Genomic DNA, 19,467 nt, shown 5'->3' with positions numbered 1-19,467 from the left:
ACAGGGGACGGTGGTGTTTTCAAACTATTGGATACCACACCAACCGCTCCGCCGCCGGGTTGCGCTCTTCGACCTGAAACCCCAGCGCCAGGTAATGCTGGCGCGCGTGGGGATTGTTAGCCCAAACCACCGTCGCTACCGGGCAACGAACCTGTTGCGCGGCTTTCTGTACACCTTGCAGCACCTTGCGGCCATAGCCCTGGCCGCGAGCCTGGGGAATGAACGCCAGGTACAACACACGAATTTCATTAGGGCCAAAATCGGTGGTCAGCGCTCCGATGGCCGTGTCGAGCTTCTCGATCACGTAATGCATAGCGTTGGGGAAGTGCTCACCCAGCCCTTGTTCCTGTACCTGAAATTGCTGGGCCATCACCTGCTCAACCACTTCTTGCTCACCGTCAATCCACTGCAGATCCGGCCGCGCTGCCTGATAAAGACTGTGCAGAAAAGCCCCATCGCTGGCCCGTGAAGGCCGAACCACCAAGCCATCAGCGGCCACTGAATCGGTATTCGCCATCGCTACGCTCCTTAAAAACCGCTTTCCCTGACGCCCAGCGCCGCCAGACGCCGCCAGGCGACACCCAGCAACGACTCGCCTCGCCCCTGCAACACCACAATGCCGCGCAAGGGTTGCACCGGGGTCGGTACCTCTTCGAGGACGCTCAACCGCGCCCCATATTGAGCCTGTACCGGCTCCGCTCTTTGATGCTGATCCCGGCGCACGGCAATCGGCCCATGGTGATCGGAGGTCAATGCTTCCTGATCGACAAAGGCTGCACCGTTGGTGTCGATTTCGCTCAGTTGCACGGCGATCGCCGGGTGCATCGGATCGTCGGCGATGAAGCGTCCGCTGGCGCCCGTGGCGACACGCCAGAGCTCGACCTCGGCCAGATAGCCGCGCAACCGTGCGCCGTCTTCGACCACCCGCGCCAGGGGATCTTTGGTCGACAACCAGCGACCGACCGCCAACTGCGGCAACAGATCGCGCACCTTGCCGGCGTGGGGCGCCCGCAGCAGCAGGCGCTCACGCTGGGCGGCCAGGCCTCGGTATTCGGCGACCGCTTCGGCCAGACGCTGTTCGACGATACCGGCGTCGGCGGCGGTTTCACTGCGACTGGCCTGGCGACGCATCTGCAACTGCTGGATCTGGATTTCGCGGCGGACGATGGCCTGACGCGAATCCAGGTCCGGGGATTCCAGTTCGATCAACACCTGGCCGTGGGCAACCGCTTCACCATCGTGAACATTCACCGTTTTGACCCGCGCCGCGACGGGTGCGTGCAAGGCACTGACGCGGCCAGCCTCCAGCATCGTCGGCAACTCCACCGCGCTGCGCCACGGCACAACCAGCATCAGCAACAGCCCAAGCAAGGCCAGGCCACTGAGTAGCACCCGAGGCGCATGAGCCTGTTCGCGGCGAGTCCACCATTGGCGCCACTCACTCATGATCGGCAGGAAGATGAACCACACCAGCTCCACCAGCATCAGGAAAATCCCCAGCACCTTGAAGAACAGGTGGTAGACCGCCAGCGCAATCCCGAAAAACAACGCCGCGCGCCACAGCCACGAGCCATAACCCCAGATCAGCAAACGCCGCTGCATTTTCGGCGACCATGGCTCCGGCGCCGCCGCACCGTAACCGAATAAAAACTCGCGCAATTGCCAGCGACACAGGGCAAACGCACGCGCCTGAAGGTTGTCGACTTGCCAAAAATCGCTGAGCAAAAAATAGCCATCGAAACGCATGAACGGATTAAGGTTGATCACCAGTGTGGTCATCCAGGTGGCGCTGGCCAGCATGAAGGCCGCCGTGCGTCCCGGACCGTCTGGCAGCAACGACCAGGCGAGCAGTGCGAGGCAGGCCAAAAGCAATTCCGCCAGTACGCCGCCAGCACCAATCAGCAGCCGCGCGCGGCGATCATTGACGCGCCAGGCGTCGCTGACATCGGTGTAAAACATCGGCAGCAACACCATGAACGCCACGCCCATGCTCTGCACCCGACAACCGGCGCGCTTGGCCATGAAGGCGTGACCGAACTCGTGACAAAGCTTGGCGAAGAACAGCGCCACCCCGAACGCCAGCGCGCCACCGAGGCTGAACAAATGCGGGAAGGTCGCGATAAAGCGCTGCCAGTCCCGGGACACCAGAAACACGCCGAGCCCCAGGGTTACCGGCAATCCGTAGCGTAATGCTCGCGGGCCCAAGCGCTCCAGCCATGGCCAGGCGCGATTGAGAAAAGCGTCCGGACGCCACAGCGGAATGCGGAAAAACAGGTATTGGTGCAGCAAGATCTGCCACAGCGACTGCCGTTGAGCGGCCGCTTTGAGGCTGTAACTGGCGCGCTGTTGCGGATCAAGGGCGGTGATCAGATCGTGGCTGCGCAAAAAGCCCAGCAATTGCTCAAGCTCCGCGCCATCCAGCGGCAAACCTGGTTCGCGGTTGGCTGCACTCAGCACTTGCTCGGGGTCACTCAGGGACCAATGGCGCAGCAGACGCATCGCCGCCACGCCGAGTTTGAAATAGCGACCGCGCACTGGATCGGCCAGGGTCCAGCGCGGCGAACCATCGAGCGCCGGTGATGCAGGCGTCAGTTGCAAATCTGCCCGCAGGTTCGGCAGGTTCATCTAAAGCCCCACGCTCTGGCGCAAACCGGCCAGGGGTTTACGTAACAGGTACAGCGCCAGCGGTGCACGATCACCGAAGACTTTCGCCGTCCCTCGCAACCCGATACGCGGTGGCGCTTGCTGGAAACTGGCGTCGAGCCGATACGCCAGCTGTCCGCCGGCCGTGGGTTGTGCTTCGTAAGCCGCGCGTTCGAGCCGGGCCAGATGCCGTTGCAATGGATCGCTGTCGAGAAACAGCGCGACCTGCGCGCCCGGCTCCAGCGCAATCGCATCGCCCACCGCCAGTTCGATGCGCAACTCAGCCTGGGTCGGGTCGGCGATTTCCATCAGCCGCTCGCCGGTCTGCACCGGTTTACCGGTCCAGCGTTCCGCGTCGGCGAACACCGCAATACCGCCCCGCTCGGCGCGTACTTCGCTGCGCTTGAGCAGTTCGCGGGCGTAATCCCGTTCAGCACGTTTTTGCTCGACTCGGGCGGCCAGCAGATCGATTTTCGAGCTCGATTCAGCATCGGCGAACGAGCGTTGGGAGTTGGCCTTTAGTTCAGCTTCAGCAACACCCAAGGCGCGCTCGGCCACGTCGGCCTGGGCCTTGAGCGTGGTGCTTTCAAAGCGCAACAACAGGTCGCCGGCTTTTACCGTCTGATTGGGTTTGACCAGGAACTCGGCAATCACCCCGTCCAGCGGCGCCGCAACAACTCGGCCGCCCAGCGGAACAACTTCGGCCGGTGCCAGCACCGATTGGCGCACCGGAATGAACAACCCGAGCAACAACACCGCGACCAGCGCCACCTGACGCTTTCTCGTCCAGCGCAGCCGCCACGGTTTGCGCGGTTGCAGCGCCAGCCAGGCATGGCTGTAGGTGTCACCCAATTGCGACAGCAATACTTGCTCGGAAGGATTCCACGGCAGATCCCGCGCCAGCCACAGACCGCCAAACACCTCACCTTGGTGATCGATCAGTGGCAGCCAGAACACCTGCGCCGCTGAAAGACTTTGCCAGTCCGCCTGAATCGATTTGTTGAGAACATTCGCCGGGATCACCCGCGCCTGTTTCAGCACCTCGAGCTTGAACAACTGCGCCACTGCCTGCTCGACAAACGCCACGAACGGCGCATTCGGCTCCACCGCACTGACCCCCGTCACGGCCTGCACCTTGCCGGCAATCAACAGCGCCGCGTGGCGAAAGCCGAACAGCGCCTGACCGTCATTGACCAGGCTGTAGGCCAGTTGCGCAGGCGTGCGAGCGGCGCGAGTCAGGCGTTCGAGATCCAGAAACCTTGCAAAGACCTGTTCGGCGCCACCCGTGACCGGAGCGTTCACTTGAACTCCGCGAAACGTGCCGTGCCACTCATGCCGGCCAGCAAACCGTTGGCGTTGGGAAGCGTCGCCACCAGCAGTAGGGTCTGACTGCCTTCGTCAATCCGCGCGCCGAGGCGTTTGACCGTGGCATCCAGTGGCTGACCGGTTTCATCGGGAACAAAACTGAAGGTCTGGCCGGGCTTGAGCCGGGCCATCCAGCGTGACGGTACCAGCAGATGAATTTCCAGCGTGCGGTTGTCGACCACGTCCAGTAGCGGCGTGCCGGCAGCGACGCTTTCATAACGCTTGACCTTGCGCTCGACGACCTGGCCATCGAACGGCGCCAGCACGCTGCAGCGCTTGACCTGAACCTGATAAACCTGGGACTGCGCCTGAGTCTCGCTGACCTTGGCCTCGGCCCGCGCCACTTCAAAACGCCCGACCGAATTCAACGCCGCCAGTTGCTTGTTGTGTGACAGCTCTTCTCCGGCACCACGGTTGGCAGCCTGGGCCGCATTGAGCTGGGCCTGATAAGCCGAACAGTCGAAACGCGCCAGGGTGTCGCCCTTCTTGAACGACTCGCCCTCACTGAACGGCAACTCGACAATACGCCCGGACAACTCACTGGCCAGCACCGCCTGATCCCGGGCACGCAACACGCCTCGGGCCTCACTGCTGGCATTTGCACTGCCGCTGCTGTCCAGCAGCGGATCATCTGGCGCAGGCGTTTGCGCCTGTACAACGCACGTTACAAAGGTCAATCCAATAACCCACACACGAGCACGTCGCATAACCGTATCTCCCTGACGGATGAGCGGAGTCTATGACAGCGTGGGTGGGCGTCAAGCGGAGGGCCGTCATTGTTTAGAGGAGCGTGAGTATTCGCTTCCTTACAAACTGGCAGTTAGGGTGAGAAAACCGGCTTCGGCCGGTTTTTTCGATTTAGACCCGCGAATTAGCGCTTCGCCGTCTCTGCCAACGGATACACCGACTCCCATCCCCCACCCAACGCCTTGTACAACCCGACCATCGCCAGCGACACCCCGGTCGAACTCTCCACGAACTGCTCCTGAGTCGCCAACAGCGCACCTTGCACCGTCAGCACGTTGACGAAATCCACCACCCCTTCCACGTATTGCCGTTGCGCGGTGCGCAGGGCGATCTGGTTCTGGCGGACGGCTTCGGCAAGGCTGTCACGTCGGAGTTGGCTGGCGTTGTAGGCGGTCAGTTGATCGTCGATTTCATGCCAGGCACGCAGCACGGTTTGCTGGTAGGCGATGGCGGCTTCCTGTTGTTGGGCTTCGCGCAAGTGCAGCACGCCGCGCAGGCGACCGCCGTCAAATAGCGGCAGGCTGAATTGCGGGCCGATACCGAACGAACGCGAGCCCCAGGAGCCGAAATCGCTGAGCTGCATGGCTTGCGATCCGATGTTTCCCGACAGGGTGATCCGCGGATAGAAATCGCCCTTGGCCACGCCGATGCTCGCGGTCGCGGCGTGCAAGCGGGCTTCGGCCTGGCGGATGTCCGGGCGGCGTTCGGCCAGTTGCGACGGCAGACCGATAGCAACCTGACGCGGGGTTTGCGGCACCGGGGCGTCTGTGGATAACTCGGCAGACAGCGCTTGCGGCGGCTCGCCCATCAGCAGGCTTAAGGCGTTGATCAGTTGCGACTGGCGCTGTTCCAGCGCTGGCAGGCGCGATTCGATGGCGGCTACCTGAGCGGCGGCTTCGGCGACATCCAGGTCGGTGGCGACACCGTCGGCCAGGCGCAGCTGCGAGAGTTTCAGGCTGTGGCGGGCGACGTCGAGGTTCTGCTCGGTGACGGCGCGCGTACTTTGCACACCGCGCAGCTGAATGTAGTCCTGAGCGGTTTCGGCAAGGACTGACAGCAGCACGCCGCGTCGATCGTTTTCCGCGACTTCCAGGGTGGCGTCGGCGGCTTCGGTTTCGCGGCGCACACGACCCCAGAAATCCAGTTCCCAGGACGCGGAGAAGCCTGCGTCCCACAGGTTGTACGCCGAATCGCCGTTGTGTCCCGACGGATCGTTCAGGCCTTCGCCGCTGTTGCGTTTACGCCCGTAGCTGCCAGTGGCGGCGGTATGGGGGTAACGGTCGGCGGTGATCACCTGACGCGCCGCGCGACTTTGCTGCAAGCGGCTGCTGGCGAGTTTCAGGTCGAGGTTGTCGGTCAAGGCGCGTTGAGTCAGGGCCGAGAGTTTCGGGTCGTGGAACACCTCCCACCAGCGTTCGTCCATGGTTTCGGCGATGGCCTGGCTGGCGGCGGACTTTGACGGTTTCGACCACTCGGCGATTGGCGGTGCCTGTGGTTTCTGAAAATCCGGGCCAACGGTGCAAGCGCTCAGTGAAAATAATCCCAGCGCAATAACTGCAGACTGAATGCGGCTCTTGTGGCGAGGGAGCTTGCTCCCGCTCGAGTGCGCAGCGCTCGCAGTTTTTGGGTCCGCTTCGCGGCCCAGCGGGAGCAAGCTCCCTCGCCACAGGGATGGGTGGTGACCGAAGTTCATCGCTGAGTCACCTCACGCGAGGCGCTGCTGGCAGTATCAATACTCGCCTCAACCGACATCCCCACGCGCAACCGTTCGGCCAATGGCTGACCCGGCTCAAGCACGATTTTCACCGGAATCCGCTGCACCACCTTGGTGAAGTTACCGGTGGCGTTGTCCGGTTTGACCGAGGCGAACGTCACACCCGTGGCCGGTGCGATGCTCTCGACGCGACCGCTCAGGGCCTCGCCGCCGAGGCTGTCGACACGCACTTGCACGTCCTGCCCCGGTTGCACGTCGGTCAGTTGGGTCTCCTGAAAATTAGCGACCACATAGGCCTGCGCAAGCGGCACCACCGCGAGGATCTTGCTTCCCGGCGTGACATAGGCGCCGACCCGAACGGCGCGCTCGCCGACCATACCGTCCTGAGGTGCAACGATGCGCGTGTAGGACAGCTCGTAGCTGGCCATTTCCAGCGCGGCTTGCGCCCGTTTCAGCCCTCCTTCCGCCGCGTCACGCTGAGCGGTGAGGATTTCCACCTGCTTGCGCTCCGCCGCCAGCACCGCCGTCACGTTAGCCAGCCGCGCGGTGGCCTGATCGATGCGGGTCCGCGCCTGTTGAGCGTTCTGCACCGTGCCGGCGCCCACCCCGGCGAGGTGGTTGTAGCGATTCAGTTCATGCTCGGCGAAGGCCATTTCAGCCTTGGCCGACACGACTGTGGCCTGGGCCTGAGCGATCACCGAAGCCTGACGTTCAAGGGTCGCACGGGCATTTTGCAGTTGCGCCCTGGCCACCAGCGTTTCGGCGTCAGCGGCTTGAGCGGCGGCGCGCAAATCCCGGTCATCGATCAACGCCAGCAACTGCCCGGCCTTGACCTGCTGGTTGTCCTCCACCAGCACTTCCTTGATGAAACCGGCCACGCGCGGCACCACCAGCGTGAAATCTGCCGAGACAAAGGCGTCATTGGTGTTCTGTTGTGTGCGCTTGCCGAGCAGGCCGGGCGCTAGCAGATAAACCAGCACCCCGAGCGCCACCACCGCGGCGACGCCAACGGCCACTTTTTGCTTTGATTGAGTCGTCATAAAAACCTTCTGTTTCAGTGGAGCATTCAAGTCGGCGCGCGCGGCGGATAGATCCGCGTCGGCAGCCAGAAAATCAGCAGGATCAGCGCCAGTGCGACGCCGGCCATGCACAGATAAAGATCCGATGCCGTCAGCACCACGGCCTGCTCATGCAGCCGGTGGGCAAGGCTCGCGCTGTCGCTATCGACCAGGGGTGAGTTGCCGAGGTTGTCCACCAGCATCATCGAGTGGAAATGCAGCCTTGAGGTGGTCAACACCTCCAGTACGCCGGTGGCGATCACCGCCGCCAGGCCCTTTACGGTGTTGAACCAGGCCGAAGCGAAGGGCCCTTCCATCGGGCTGATGCTGCCGGTCGAGAGCATCAACAGCGGCAACACCGCCATCGGCTGACCGAAGATTTGCAGCAGTTGCAGCACGTAGAAGTCGTCGCGAATCCACACCGACGTCAGCTGCGACCCACCGATGCAGGACAGCGTCAGCATGCTCAGGCCGATCCCCAGCACCCAGCGGCAATCGACCCAACGCAAGTTGCACAGCGCCGCCACCAACGGCAGCGCGATCAACTGCGGTAACGCCGCCAGCAGCATGATCGGCGCGGTCTGAACCGGGCGATAACCCTGTACCTGCGCCAGGTAGCTGGACGGAATAATGATCACCGCCAACAACACCACCAGCACCCCGGCCAAGGTCAGCAAGGCGAACGACAGGTTGCGGATGCCGAGCATCTGCAGCTTGAAAAACGGCATCGGTTGCGACCATTCGTTGATCAGGAACAGCACCAACAGCAGCAACCCGCCGCCGAGCAATCCGCAGATCAGGCTCGACTCGAACCAGTCCAGCCGATTGCCTTGCAAAATGCCGATCACCAGCATGCAGATCGCCGGAAAACCCAGCAGCAAACCGCGCCAGTTGAACCGCTTCAAGCGTTCCAGGCGCAGCGGATCCTGCGGCAAGCCATAGGCCACCGCGACCATGGCGATCAGGCACGGTGCGATGATTTGCCAGAAGGTCCACTGCCATCCGACGTGTTCGGTCCACAACCCGGCCAGCGGAGTGCCGAGCCCCGGGCCGAACGTCGCGGTCAGGGCATAACCGGCCAGACCATAAAGCTTCACGTTGGCCGGCAAAAAACGCAGTGCGACAGTCATCAGCATCGGCGGCAACGCGCCGCCCGCCAAGCCTTGCAAGGTACGCATGACCAGCAGGCTTTCGTAGTTTGGAGCGAACGGGCACAACACGCCCAACAGAGTGAATGCGCTGATAGCGCAGAGGGTGAACCGTCGCAACGAGAACGTCACCGCGCACCACGGCGCGAAAGCCATGGCCGCTACCGAGGTCGCGGTGTAACTGGCGACCAGCCAGGTGCCTTCGTCGTAGCCGATGGCCAACGCGCCGCGGATGTCGGCGAGGGCAACCTTGGTCACCATCTCGTTCAGGCCCGACACCAGCACCGCCAACAACACGCCCACCAGGCCGATGATAATCCGCGGACCAAAGACCGGTGGCGTGACGGCGGCCGGACTGGCCGCGGCGAGAGGGGCCGTGACCGTGAGGGAAGTCATGACTGCAAGCTCCGGGGTTTGAATACCGAAGCATTTTAAGAAGCGCGGGACCTTACGAAAATTGACTTATCAGCAGGTTATAAGTGCGCTGGACGCAGCAATACAGAACCCTGTGGGAGCGAGCCTGCTCGCGAAAGCGTTGGAACAGTCAACATTGATGTTGGATGTTATGGCCCTTTCGCGAGCAGGCTCGCTCCCACAAGGGTCTGTGTTGGCTTCAGGTGGGTTGCGCGGCCAGCCACGTTTCGTCGCAACAGGCCTTGAGGGTTTCGCGCAGCCAGCGATGGGCCGGATCCTTGTCGAAACGTGGATGCCAAGACTGGGTCAGCATAAGGGTCGGCAGCGGAATCGGCAGCGTGAAGGAACGCAGCTTCAGGCCCAGGCGCTGGACGCTCAGCAATGCCTCCTTGGGCACCGGCAGAATCAAATCGGAATCAGGCAAAGCAAACATCGCCGCATGGAAACTCGGCGCAATCACCGCCACCCGCCGCTCCAGCCCCAAGGCGTTGAGCGCAGTATCGATCGGGCCACGGGCGATGCCGCGACGGGACATGCTGATATGGGAAAACCCGGCGAAACGTTCGGCCGTGATCTCTTCGTCGAACAGCGGATGGTCTTGGCGAACCAGGCCCACAAAGTGGGTAGAGAACAGGTTCTGAATCTTCACTTCCGGGGTCAGCGGCCGGGTATTGCTGATGCTCAGGTCGATCCGCCCTTCGCGCAGCGCCTCATCATCGCCATCGCCTTCCGGCACAAAACGCAGTTCGCAGTGCGGCGCCTGACGATCCAGGGTGTCGAACAGTTTTCCGCCGTAAACGCCGACGAAAAAGTCATTGGCCCGGATACTGAACCGCCGGCGCAACGTGCCCAGCTCCACCGCATCAGCCGAACGAAACAACAGCGCCGCCTGTTCCACCACGTCACGCACCTGCTCGCGCAACGCCAGCGCCTTGGGCGTCGGCACCAGGCCCCGACCGGCGCGCACCAGGATCGGATCGCCGATGGCCTCGCGAATGCGCGTCAACGTCCGGCTCATCGCCGCCGGGCTGAGGTTCATCCGCCGCGCGGCGCCCACCACACTGCCCTCGTCGAGCAACGCATCGAGGGCGACCAACAAGTTCATGTCCGGGAGTTGCATGCTGAGCACTCGTGTCTGATCTGGATTGATTCAGACGCAATGCTAGCAAACACCCCTTGGTTGGGTGTTGACTGGTCTGGCCCCTTCGCGAGCAGGCTCGCTCCCACAGGTTTTGTGTCGAAAACAAAATCCGCATCCGCTCAAGATCCACTGTGGGAGCGAGCCTGCTCGCGAAGGGGCCAGATCAAACACCGCAAATCTTACCGCTGCATCCCCCAACGCTTCACCGTGACCCGCTCCAACGTGCTGAACACCAGGTTTTCCACCAGCAAGCCGATCAGGATCACGACCGCCAACCCGGCAAACACCTTGTCGGTGTACAGCTCATTACGGTTCTGGAAGATGTACCAGCCCAGGCCGCCCTTGCCACTGGTGGCGCCGAACACCAATTCAGCGGCGATCAGTGTGCGCCAGGCAAAGGCCCAGCCGATTTTCAGCCCGGCGAGAATCGACGGCAGCGCTGCCGGAATCAGAATGAACAGCACGAAACGCATGCCTTTTAGGCCGTAATTGCGCCCGGCCATGCGCAGGGTTTCCGAGACACCGAGAAACCCGGCATAGGTGTTCAAGGCCAGCGCCCATAGCACCGAATGCACCAACACGAAAATCAGACTGTTCTGCCCAAGACCAAACCACAGCAGCGCCAACGGCAACAGCGCAATCGCCGGCAGCGGGTTGAACATCGAGGTCAGCGTACTCAGCAGATCACGACCGAACTGCGTTGACACCGCCAGGGTGGTCAGGGCAAACGCCAGCACGATGCCGATCAGGTAACCCTTGAGCAGCACCACCAGCGAAATCCACACCTTGCCCAGCAACTCGCCACTGAGCAAACCGTCGTACAGCGCGCTCCCGGTTTGCAGAAAACTCGGCAGCAGCAGGTCGTTGTCCTGAACACGAGCAACCACCTCCCACAGGACCGCGAGCAAAATCAGGATCAGGCTTTTGCGTAACCAGCCTTGTTGCCACAGGCGTTGACCCAGCGGTAGTTCACGCTCCAGCGGCACACTCGTCAGCGGCTGCAACACCGTTTCAAACTCTTCACGCGGGGATGATAAAAGGCTCATCGGGCACTCCTCTCAATGGCTCAATAAGCGATGCGGATGTCGGAGAAGTCCAGCTCACGCTCGGTTTCCGGGGACTGACCCTCATCGAACAACAACCGATGAATGCGCCGCGCCGACTCCTGAAAGGCCACGCCACCGAGGCTGTGCAAACCGTATTGATGACTGTGGACTTCGGCTCGCACCCGCCCCGGATGCGGCGACAGCAGCAGAATTCGATTGCCCACCACCAACGCTTCTTCAATGGAGTGAGTGACGAACAGCAGCGTGAAGCGCACTTCTTCCCAGAGCAGCAGCAATTCTTCCTGCATCTTGCGGCGGGTCAGTGCATCGAGGGCGGCGAAGGGTTCGTCCATCAAGAGGATTTTCGGCTGCATGGCCAACGCACGAGCAATCGCCACGCGCGCTTTCATGCCGCCGGACAAGGTATGCGGGTAGGCGTCGGCAAACGCCGCCAGACCGACCTTGTCCAGGTAGTGCAGCGCCCGCTCCTCGGCCTCTTTGCGCTTGAGGGTTTTCGAAGCAAGCAGCGGAAACATCACGTTCTGTTTGACGGTTTTCCACGGCGGCAGTTGATCGAATTCCTGGAACACCACGATCCGGTCCGGCCCCGGGGCATGAACGGTTTGCCCCTGAAGACGAATCTCGCCTTCACAGGGCTGAATGAACCCGGCGACCGCCTTGAGCAACGTTGATTTGCCGCAACCGGACGGACCGAGCAGCACAAAGCGGTCTGCCGGATCGATTTCAAAACTGATCTGATGGGTCGCACGAACCACCCGCTGAGGCGTGCGGTATTCGAGGCTGACGTTGTCGACCGACAGCAGCGCTTGGGCTGCCGCGATCGGTTTGCTGACCGTGTGGCCTTGCAAAGGGGCGTTCATCTCGATCAGCTCCCTTGCAGCGGTTTGGCGTCCTGGAAGAAGTAGTCCTTCCACGAGTCCGGTTTGTTTTTGATCGCGCCGACGCGGTAGAGGAATTCGGCCAGCGGGTAAGTATTTTTCGGCGTGACGCTGAATTCGAACTGCGGGTTATCGATGATTTTCAGCAGCGCAGCACGGTCGATTTTGGCCTTGGTGACGCGGATGTACGTGTCAGCCGCCGCGCCTTTATCGTTCTGGGCAAACTCGGCCGCCTCAGTCAGCGCCTGGACGAATGCCTTATAGGTTTTCGGGTTCTCGTCGCGGAATTTTTCGGTGGCGAACAGCACCGTCGGCGAGTTCGGGCCGAGCACGTCATTGGAATTGAGCACAACGTGGACGTTAGGGTTGGCCAGCTCCTGATCCTGGAACGGTGGGTTGGAAAAGTGTCCGGTCAACTCGGTGCCGCCAGCAATCAGCGCCGCCGTGGCGTCGGGGTGCGGAACGGCGATGGTGTACTTGTCGAGGCGATTGAATTCCTTGTCACCCCACTGCTTGGCGGCCGCGTATTGCAGGATGCGCGACTGCACCGACACACCGACCGCCGGCACCGCAATGCGGTCCTTCTCGGTGAAGTCAGCGATGGTTTTGACCTTGGGATTGTTGCTCACCAGGTAGTACGGGAAGTTGCCGAGGGAGGCGACGGCTTTGACGTTTTGCTTGCCGTGGGTGCGGTCCCAGATGGTCAGCAGCGGACCGACGCCCGCACCGGCAATATCAATGGAACCTGCGAGCAACGCATCGTTGACCGCCGCACCACCGGAGAGCTGGGTCCAGTCGACCTTGATGTCGATGCCTTCCTGCTTGCCGTACTTCTCGATCAGGTTTTGATCGCGTACCACATTGAGCAACAGGTAAACGATGCCGAACTGCTCGGCGATGCGGATTTCACCTTCCGCGTGGGCCACGCTCGGCGCCACCAGGCTGCCGGCGATCAGGCTGAAACCCAGACCGATGGCCGCGGCCAACGGTGCAAATGGAAGACGTTTGGACATGAGAGTTTCTCCGACAAATCAGAAAGGCGCGTCGCCCTGGATGGTGGTGCGATACAACTTGCGGCGCAGGTAGCTTGGGCATCCGGCAGCGAGATGAATCAGCGAACGGTTGTCCCAGAACACCAGGTCGTGGGCCTGCCATTGATGGCGGTAGATATTTTGCGGCAACACGCTGTGGGCGTAGAGTTCATCGAGCAGTTGCTTGCTCTCGTCTTCCGGCAAACCAACGATCCGGGTGGTGAAACCCTCACTGACGAACAACGCTTTGCGACCGTTTTCCGGGTGGGTACGAACAATCGGGTGGACCACTTCAGCGACCTGAGCCAGTTGCTCCGGGGTCAGCGTCGGGCGCCAGTTGCCTTCGAATTTGGTCTCGCTATAGCGCGCGGTGTAAGAGTGCGCGGCTGAGCGGCCTTCGACGGCTTTGCGCAGCGCTTCGGGCAGGTTGTCCCAGGCTTTGTGCATGTCGGCGAACAGGGTGTCGCCGCCCTCGGACGGCAGCTCTTGGGCGTGCAGCATCGAGCCCAGGCTTGGCAGTTCTTTATAGGAAAGGTCGGAATGCCAGAACTTGCCGGCGTCGCCAAGACCGATGGACTGGCCGTTTTCGATGATGTTGGAAACGATGAGAATTTCCGGATGCCCGGCCAGCAGGAATTGCTTGAGCACATGGATCTGCAACACGCCGAAACGACGGCTGAAGGCGATGTGCTGCTCGGGGGTAATGCGCTGGTCGCGGAACACCACGACGTGATGATCCAGGTGCGCGCGGTGAATGCGGGCGAAGTCCTGATCATTGATCGGGCGGGACAGGTCGAGGCCGATGATTTCGGCACCGACGGCGCCACTGAACGGGCGGATGTCGAAGGTTTGCGGCGCGATGTTCGCGGCGCTTGGGGAAGCCGTTGCTGCAGACATAAATCACTCCCACGCACGGCACGCTCAAAGGCGCGCGCGTCGATCAAGAAACTCACGGAGGTCCCGTGTTGGTTCGTGTCGTGCGGCGCGCCGATTGGTCGGCAGGTACGCAGGAGATTGACTTTATAGATATAAGAACTGAAATTTAAATACCGTTAGCGAATAACGATATGGCAGAACAGGCGATGAGTCCCCTGTGGCGAGGGAGCTTGCTCCCGCTGGACTGCGTAGCAGTCCCCTTTTTTGGGGTAAAGAGGGGGCCGCTTCGCGCCCCAGCGGGAGCAAGCTCCCTCGCCACAGGTTTAGCTTCTTAGCGTTCGTGCAGTGCCTCGGCGCGCGCCCGAATAATCGGCTTGAGCAGGTAGCTGAGAATGGTCTTCTTGCCCGTGATGATGTCCACCGAAGCCACCATCCCCGGGATGATCAGCAGCGGCTTTTCATCCGTCCCCAGGTGGCTGCGATCAGTGCGCAGTTTGATGATGTAGTAAGTCGTCTTTTTGTCTTCGTCGGTGATGGTGTCGGCACCGATCTGCTCAAGCTTGGCTTTGAGCCCACCATAAATGGTGTAGTCGTACGCCGTGAACTTCACCGTCGCTTCTTGCCCCGGATGCAAGAACGCAATGTCTTGCGGGCGAATCTTCGCTTCCACCAGCAAGGTGTCGTCCAGCGGCACGATTTCCACCAGGTCGCTGCCCGGCTGAATCACGCCGCCAATGGTATTCACCAGCAACTTGTTGACGATGCCGCGCACCGGCGATGTCACCAGCGTCCGGCTGACCCGGTCTTCCAGCGCCTTGCCGGTGGCCTGGGCCTTGTTCAGATCAGTGCGTGCTTCATTGAGTTGAGTCAGTGCTTCACTGCGGAATTTGCCGCGAGTCTCGTCGATCTTGCGCTGCACTTCCTTGATCGCCGATTCGGCGCGAGGGATCGCCAGCGTGGTGGCGTCCAGTTGCCCACGGGTTTCGACCTCGGCACGCTTGAGTCGCAAAACCTCCACCGGCGATACCGCGCCCTGGGCCACCAACGGCTCGGACATGTTGATTTCCTGGCGTTGCAACGCGAGACCGTTCCGGTACTGCGACTGTTTGGAGGTGAACTCGCGCAGCTCTTGCTGACGCTGGATCAACTGCTCCTGCAAACCACCAATTTCATCGTGAAGTTGCTGACGACGGCTGATGTACAGCGACTCTTCGCTGGCCGCCTGACCGGGTACGGCTTTCAGCACGTCAGCGGGGAAGTTCAGCGGACGGTCATCGACCTCAGCACTCAAGCGCTCCACGCGCAGCAGCATCGACAGCCGATCGGCTTCGGTTTCGCCGACGTTGGAGGCGAATCGCGTGTCGTCCAGGCGAATCAGCGGCGCGCCGGCCTCGACGATCTGCCCTTCGGTCACGTACAACTCGGAGACGATACCACCCTCGAGGTTCTGGATTTTCTGGATCTTGGACGACGGAATGGCTTTGCCGTCGCCCTTGGTGACTTCGTCTATCACGGCGAAGTTGGCCCAGAACATCAGGAACACGAAGAAGCCGATGATCGCCCAGATGGTCAGCCGCACCACACGTGGGGCGTCTTCGATCAGCGCTTTGTTGACCTCGGGAAGTGGTTGGCCATGCAGCGACTCGGAGCCTTTGAAATAACGGCCGATCGAATTCTTGAAACCCGACTTAAGCAACACTGATCTGCCCCTTCTTCAACGCTTCCATCACCGCGGCTTTCGGGCCGTCGGCGAGTACCTGCCCGCGGTCGATGACGATCAGACGATCCACCAGCGACAGCAGCGAAGCCCGGTGCGTCACCAGCACCACGGTTTTGCCTTCAACCACCGCTGCGAGGCGTTGCTTGAGGCGTTCTTCACCGGTGTTGTCCATGGCGCTGGTCGGTTCGTCGAGCAGCAGGATCGGCGGGTTGAGCAGCAATGCACGGGCCAGGGCGACGTTCTGGCGCTGACCGCCAGACAGGTTCTGCCCACGCTCGCCGACTTGCAGCTCATAACCCTGCGGGTGCAGACGGGCGAATTCGTGGACGCCGGCCAACTCGGCCGCTTGCAGCACCATTTCGTCTTCGACATAGCGCGCGCCCGATACGAGGTTGTCGCGCAGGGTGCCGGCCAGCAGCTGGATGTCCTGCGCCACGTAGCCAATGTTGTGGCGCAATTCGCTGACGTCGATCTGACGGATATCGACGCCATCCACCAACAGGGCGCCGTCGTCCGGCTGGTAGAGGCCGACGAGCAGTTTGGCCAGGGAGCTTTTCCCCGAGCCGCTGCGCCCGATGATGCCGATCTTCTCGCCAGGTTTGATGATCAGGTTGATGTTCTTCAGCGCCGCGTTCTGTTGGTTCGGGTAGGTGAAGTTCATCTGCCGGCATTCGATGGCGCCTTGCAGCACCTTGCGGCTCAGTGGACGCTCTTCGAAATTGCGCTCTTGCGGCAGCTCCATCATCTGATCGACCGAGGTCATGGTCACCCGCGCTTGCTGGTAACGCGTCAGCAGGCCAGACAGCGAGGCCAGCGGGCTGAGCGCGCGACCGCTGAGCATGTAGCAGGCGATCAAACCGCCCATGCTCAGGTGGCCGTCGATGATCTGGTACACGCCGAAGACGATCATGATCACGCCGGCCAGTTGCTGGATCAGCAAGGTGATGTTCATCGCCAGACCGGAGAGCATTTTCACCCGCAGCTCGAGGCGGCTGAGGGTGCCGATGGTCTGCTCCCACTGATATTGGCGCTCGCTTTCGGCGTTGTTGACCTTCACTGCATCGAGGCCGGCGAGGGTTTCGATCAGGCTCGACTGCCGCTCGGCGCCCAGCGCCATGGTCCGCTCCATGGTCGCCACCAGCGGCTTCTGCAAGGCATAACCGATCAGCAGGGCAATCGGGAACGCCAGCACCGGAATCCACACCAGATGCCCGCCGAGAATCGCGATGACCATGAAGATCAGCAGCGTAAACGGCAGGTCGATCAGGCTGGTGAGGGTCAGCGAAGCGAGGAAGTCCCGCAGGCTCTGAAACTCATGGATGTTCTGGGCGAAGCTACCGACCCGCGCCGGGCGGTACTTCATGGCCATACCGACGATGCGCTCGAACAACGTGGCCGAGATGATCAGGTCGGTTTTCTTCCCGGCCAGGTCCAGGCAGAGGCTGCGCAGGCTCTTGAGGATCAGATCGAACAGGTAAGCCCCGGTGATGCCGATGGCCAACACCCACAGGGTCGATTCGGCCTGGTTCGGCACGACGCGGTCGTAGACGTTCATCACGAACAGCGGCGCGGCCATGGCAATGATGTTGATCAGGAAACTGGCGGCGATGGCATCGGCATACAGCCAGCGCGAACGCTTGAGGGTGTCGCGGAACCACGAGCGCGCGCGCGGGATCAGCGTGCCGTGATTGACGTCGAATTTGTGCTGGGGTTGAGCGAAGAACACTTTGCCGATGTAGTCATCGGCCAGCAGTTCGCGGCTGACGACACTTTCGCCGCCATCGCTTTCGCTGAGCAGCAGGCGCGCCTGGTCGTCACCTTGCCAGCCGAGCAGGACGGCACTGCGACCATCCTTGAGCAGCAACAGCGCCGGCATGGCAATCGCCGGGATCTGCTCCAGTTTGCGTACCAGCACCCGCCCTTGCAGGCCGGCGCGAGCCGCCGCGCGGGGCAGCAATTCAACGCTCAGGCGCTGCTTGGGCAACGGCAGGCCGGTGGTCAACATCGCGGCGCTGGCCGGTTTCTGATGCAGGGTGCAAAGAGCCAGCAAACCGTCCAGTAGCGGATCGTCGTGCAGCGCGCGTGGATCATGAATGAGTTGAACTCGACTGACTTCTGATTCCACGCTCGGCACTCTTGGCTAACAATTGAACAATGAAGGTTCTGCTCAATTCATCCCGGGGAGTTGAACCTTGGGCTTCACGTCGTTTTGCACAACGGATGCCAACGGTGCGACCACTCCCTGGCTCTTGAGCAACTCGCCCATGGTCGCCTTGATTCGGTACTGAGTAAATAACTGAATGTTCTTGATCTCCGCCAGGCGACGAGACGCCGAGAACAGCTCGTTTTCACTGTCGAGCAGGTCGAGCAAGGTGCGCTCGCCCAGACTGAACTGCTTCTGGTACGCGGTGCGCACGCTGGTGCTGTGATCGACATATTGCTGGGCGATCGGCACTTGGGCATTGGCGTTGTTCAAGGCATTCCAGGCCAGGCCCAGTTCTTCGTTCAATACGCGCAAGGCGTTGTTGCGAATATCCAGTGCCTGGGTGGACAGGTAGGACTTGGATTCCAGATCAGCCTTATTGCTGCCGCCGGCATACAGATTGAAGCGCATGCGCAACATGGCCTGCCATTCGTTGCTGTGACCATTCTGGCCGTCGAGATCGTTATCGGCGGTGCGACCCAATTCGGCATCGAAGCGCGGGTAGAAGGACGACTTGGCCGCCGCGTACTGTTCCTCGGCAGCGGCAATGTCAGACTCGGCGGAACGCAGGATCGGGCTGTTTTCCAGCATCTGCGCCCGGGCTTCATTCAGGTTGGCCGGCAACAGCGCCATGAAATCGGAAGGACGCTCCAACTGATCGGGCATCTGGCCGACGGCGCTGAGGAAGTTGGTCTCGGCGTCCGCCAGGTTGGTCTGCTCGGTGATCAGGTTGTTGCGGGCCTGAGCCATGCGCGCTTCGGCCTGATCGAGGTCGGCGCCGCTGCCCACGCCACGCTGGGTGCGCAGTTTGATCTGGTCGAAAATCCGTTCGTGGCTCTTCAGGTTCTCGGTTGCCAGGCGTACGAATTCGCGGCGGGTCAGTACGTCGAGATACACCTGAGCGACGGTGAGCGCGGTGCGTTCGGACGTGCCCAGCAAGGAGTAAGCGCGGGAATTAACAGTGGCTTGTTGACGCCCCACTTCACTGGAGGTCGCAAAACCGTCAAATACCATTTGCGACAACCGCACGCTCGACTCGCTGCGATTCAGGGTTTCCCAGTGATTGTTGTTGCCGGCCGCACGCGTGGTGACGTTGTCGGTGCCTTCTCGCCCATAACCGCCCAGCAGATCGACCCGTGGGAGGTATCCACCTTTTGCTGCCTTTAATTGATAATCCGCGGCCAATCGACTGTTAACCCCTGCCTGGATTTCCGGATGGACATCCAGTGCCTGTTGCATGGCCTCCGGAAGGGACTGCGCCTGAACAAAACTGGCGGCAAGGACGAAGGGTAAAGCCCTGAGCAGGTGCAAACGCATGATTGGAATTTTCCCGGAATTGCTTGTCTTGAATCACTGCAGAACGTGCCGCTGCATCGGATGATGACAACCGGAATGACCGCTTGTCGGAAAGTTGAATTTTGGAACTGCGTCACACTCTGCGGGGCAGGTCGACACCGAAATA

The 19,467-nt window shown here is 61.4% G+C and carries 15 protein-coding genes; all 15 read right to left on the bottom strand.

All coding sequences use genetic code 11. The features are described from left to right. Positions 1 to 19: 19 nt before the first annotated feature. A complete protein-coding gene (locus tag ACYZTW_RS01665; protein WP_462003481.1) occupies positions 20 to 517 on the bottom strand; it encodes a GNAT family N-acetyltransferase in 498 nt (165 codons plus the stop codon). Positions 518 to 528: 11 nt separating this feature from the next. Then, positions 529 to 2,625: a site-2 protease family protein gene (locus tag ACYZTW_RS01660; RefSeq protein ID WP_462003480.1), complete on the bottom strand. Its 2,097-nt coding sequence runs from the start codon at positions 2,623 to 2,625 to the stop codon at positions 529 to 531. Next, entirely contained in the window at positions 2,626 to 3,945 is a 1,320-nt protein-coding gene (locus tag ACYZTW_RS01655) for an efflux RND transporter periplasmic adaptor subunit (RefSeq protein ID WP_462003479.1), read from the bottom strand. Next, positions 3,942 to 4,715, bottom strand: a complete 774-nt coding sequence (locus ACYZTW_RS01650; RefSeq protein WP_462003478.1) for an efflux RND transporter periplasmic adaptor subunit — start codon at positions 4,713 to 4,715, stop codon at positions 3,942 to 3,944. Before ACYZTW_RS01650 ends, ACYZTW_RS01655 begins: the two co-directional genes overlap by 4 nt. Before the next feature lie 164 nt (positions 4,716 to 4,879). Next, entirely contained in the window at positions 4,880 to 6,448 is a 1,569-nt protein-coding gene (locus ACYZTW_RS01645) for an efflux transporter outer membrane subunit (RefSeq protein WP_462003477.1), read from the bottom strand. After that, entirely contained in the window at positions 6,445 to 7,509 is a 1,065-nt protein-coding gene (locus ACYZTW_RS01640) for an HlyD family secretion protein (RefSeq protein WP_462003476.1), read from the bottom strand. The genes ACYZTW_RS01645 and ACYZTW_RS01640 overlap by 4 nt, the downstream gene beginning before the upstream one ends. Before the next feature lie 26 nt (positions 7,510 to 7,535). Continuing rightward, complete coding sequence (locus tag ACYZTW_RS01635) at positions 7,536 to 9,071, bottom strand: MFS transporter (RefSeq protein ID WP_462003475.1); 1,536 nt, start codon at positions 9,069 to 9,071, stop codon at positions 7,536 to 7,538. Between the two features lie 217 nt (positions 9,072 to 9,288). Next, on the bottom strand, positions 9,289 to 10,209 hold the full coding sequence (locus tag ACYZTW_RS01630; RefSeq protein ID WP_462003474.1) for a LysR family transcriptional regulator: 921 nt from the start codon (positions 10,207 to 10,209) through the stop codon (positions 9,289 to 9,291). Positions 10,210 to 10,409: 200 nt separating this feature from the next. Beyond that, positions 10,410 to 11,276: an ABC transporter permease gene (locus ACYZTW_RS01625; RefSeq protein WP_415758432.1), complete on the bottom strand. Its 867-nt coding sequence runs from the start codon at positions 11,274 to 11,276 to the stop codon at positions 10,410 to 10,412. 20 nt (positions 11,277 to 11,296) lie between these two features. Continuing rightward, positions 11,297 to 12,157: an ABC transporter ATP-binding protein gene (locus tag ACYZTW_RS01620; RefSeq protein ID WP_462003473.1), complete on the bottom strand. Its 861-nt coding sequence runs from the start codon at positions 12,155 to 12,157 to the stop codon at positions 11,297 to 11,299. 5 nt (positions 12,158 to 12,162) lie between these two features. Continuing rightward, a complete protein-coding gene (locus ACYZTW_RS01615; protein ID WP_462003472.1) occupies positions 12,163 to 13,188 on the bottom strand; it encodes an ABC transporter substrate-binding protein in 1,026 nt (341 codons plus the stop codon). Between the two features lie 18 nt (positions 13,189 to 13,206). Beyond that, on the bottom strand, positions 13,207 to 14,103 hold the full coding sequence (locus tag ACYZTW_RS01610; RefSeq protein WP_192409757.1) for a TauD/TfdA dioxygenase family protein: 897 nt from the start codon (positions 14,101 to 14,103) through the stop codon (positions 13,207 to 13,209). A gap of 310 nt (positions 14,104 to 14,413) precedes the next feature. Beyond that, positions 14,414 to 15,781: an HlyD family type I secretion periplasmic adaptor subunit gene (locus ACYZTW_RS01605; protein WP_462003471.1), complete on the bottom strand. Its 1,368-nt coding sequence runs from the start codon at positions 15,779 to 15,781 to the stop codon at positions 14,414 to 14,416. Continuing rightward, positions 15,771 to 17,927, bottom strand: coding sequence for a type I secretion system permease/ATPase (locus ACYZTW_RS01600; protein ID WP_462003470.1), 2,157 nt, complete (start codon positions 17,925 to 17,927; stop codon positions 15,771 to 15,773). The genes ACYZTW_RS01605 and ACYZTW_RS01600 overlap by 11 nt, the downstream gene beginning before the upstream one ends. A gap of 42 nt (positions 17,928 to 17,969) precedes the next feature. Beyond that, entirely contained in the window at positions 17,970 to 19,322 is a 1,353-nt protein-coding gene (locus ACYZTW_RS01595; RefSeq protein ID WP_462003469.1) for a TolC family outer membrane protein, read from the bottom strand. Positions 19,323 to 19,467: the final 145 nt, after the last annotated feature.

Source organism: Pseudomonas sp. LB3P25, assembly GCF_054897985.1.
The sequence above is the reverse complement of the archived record's forward strand: the minus strand, read 5'-3'. Positions and strand labels throughout refer to the sequence as shown.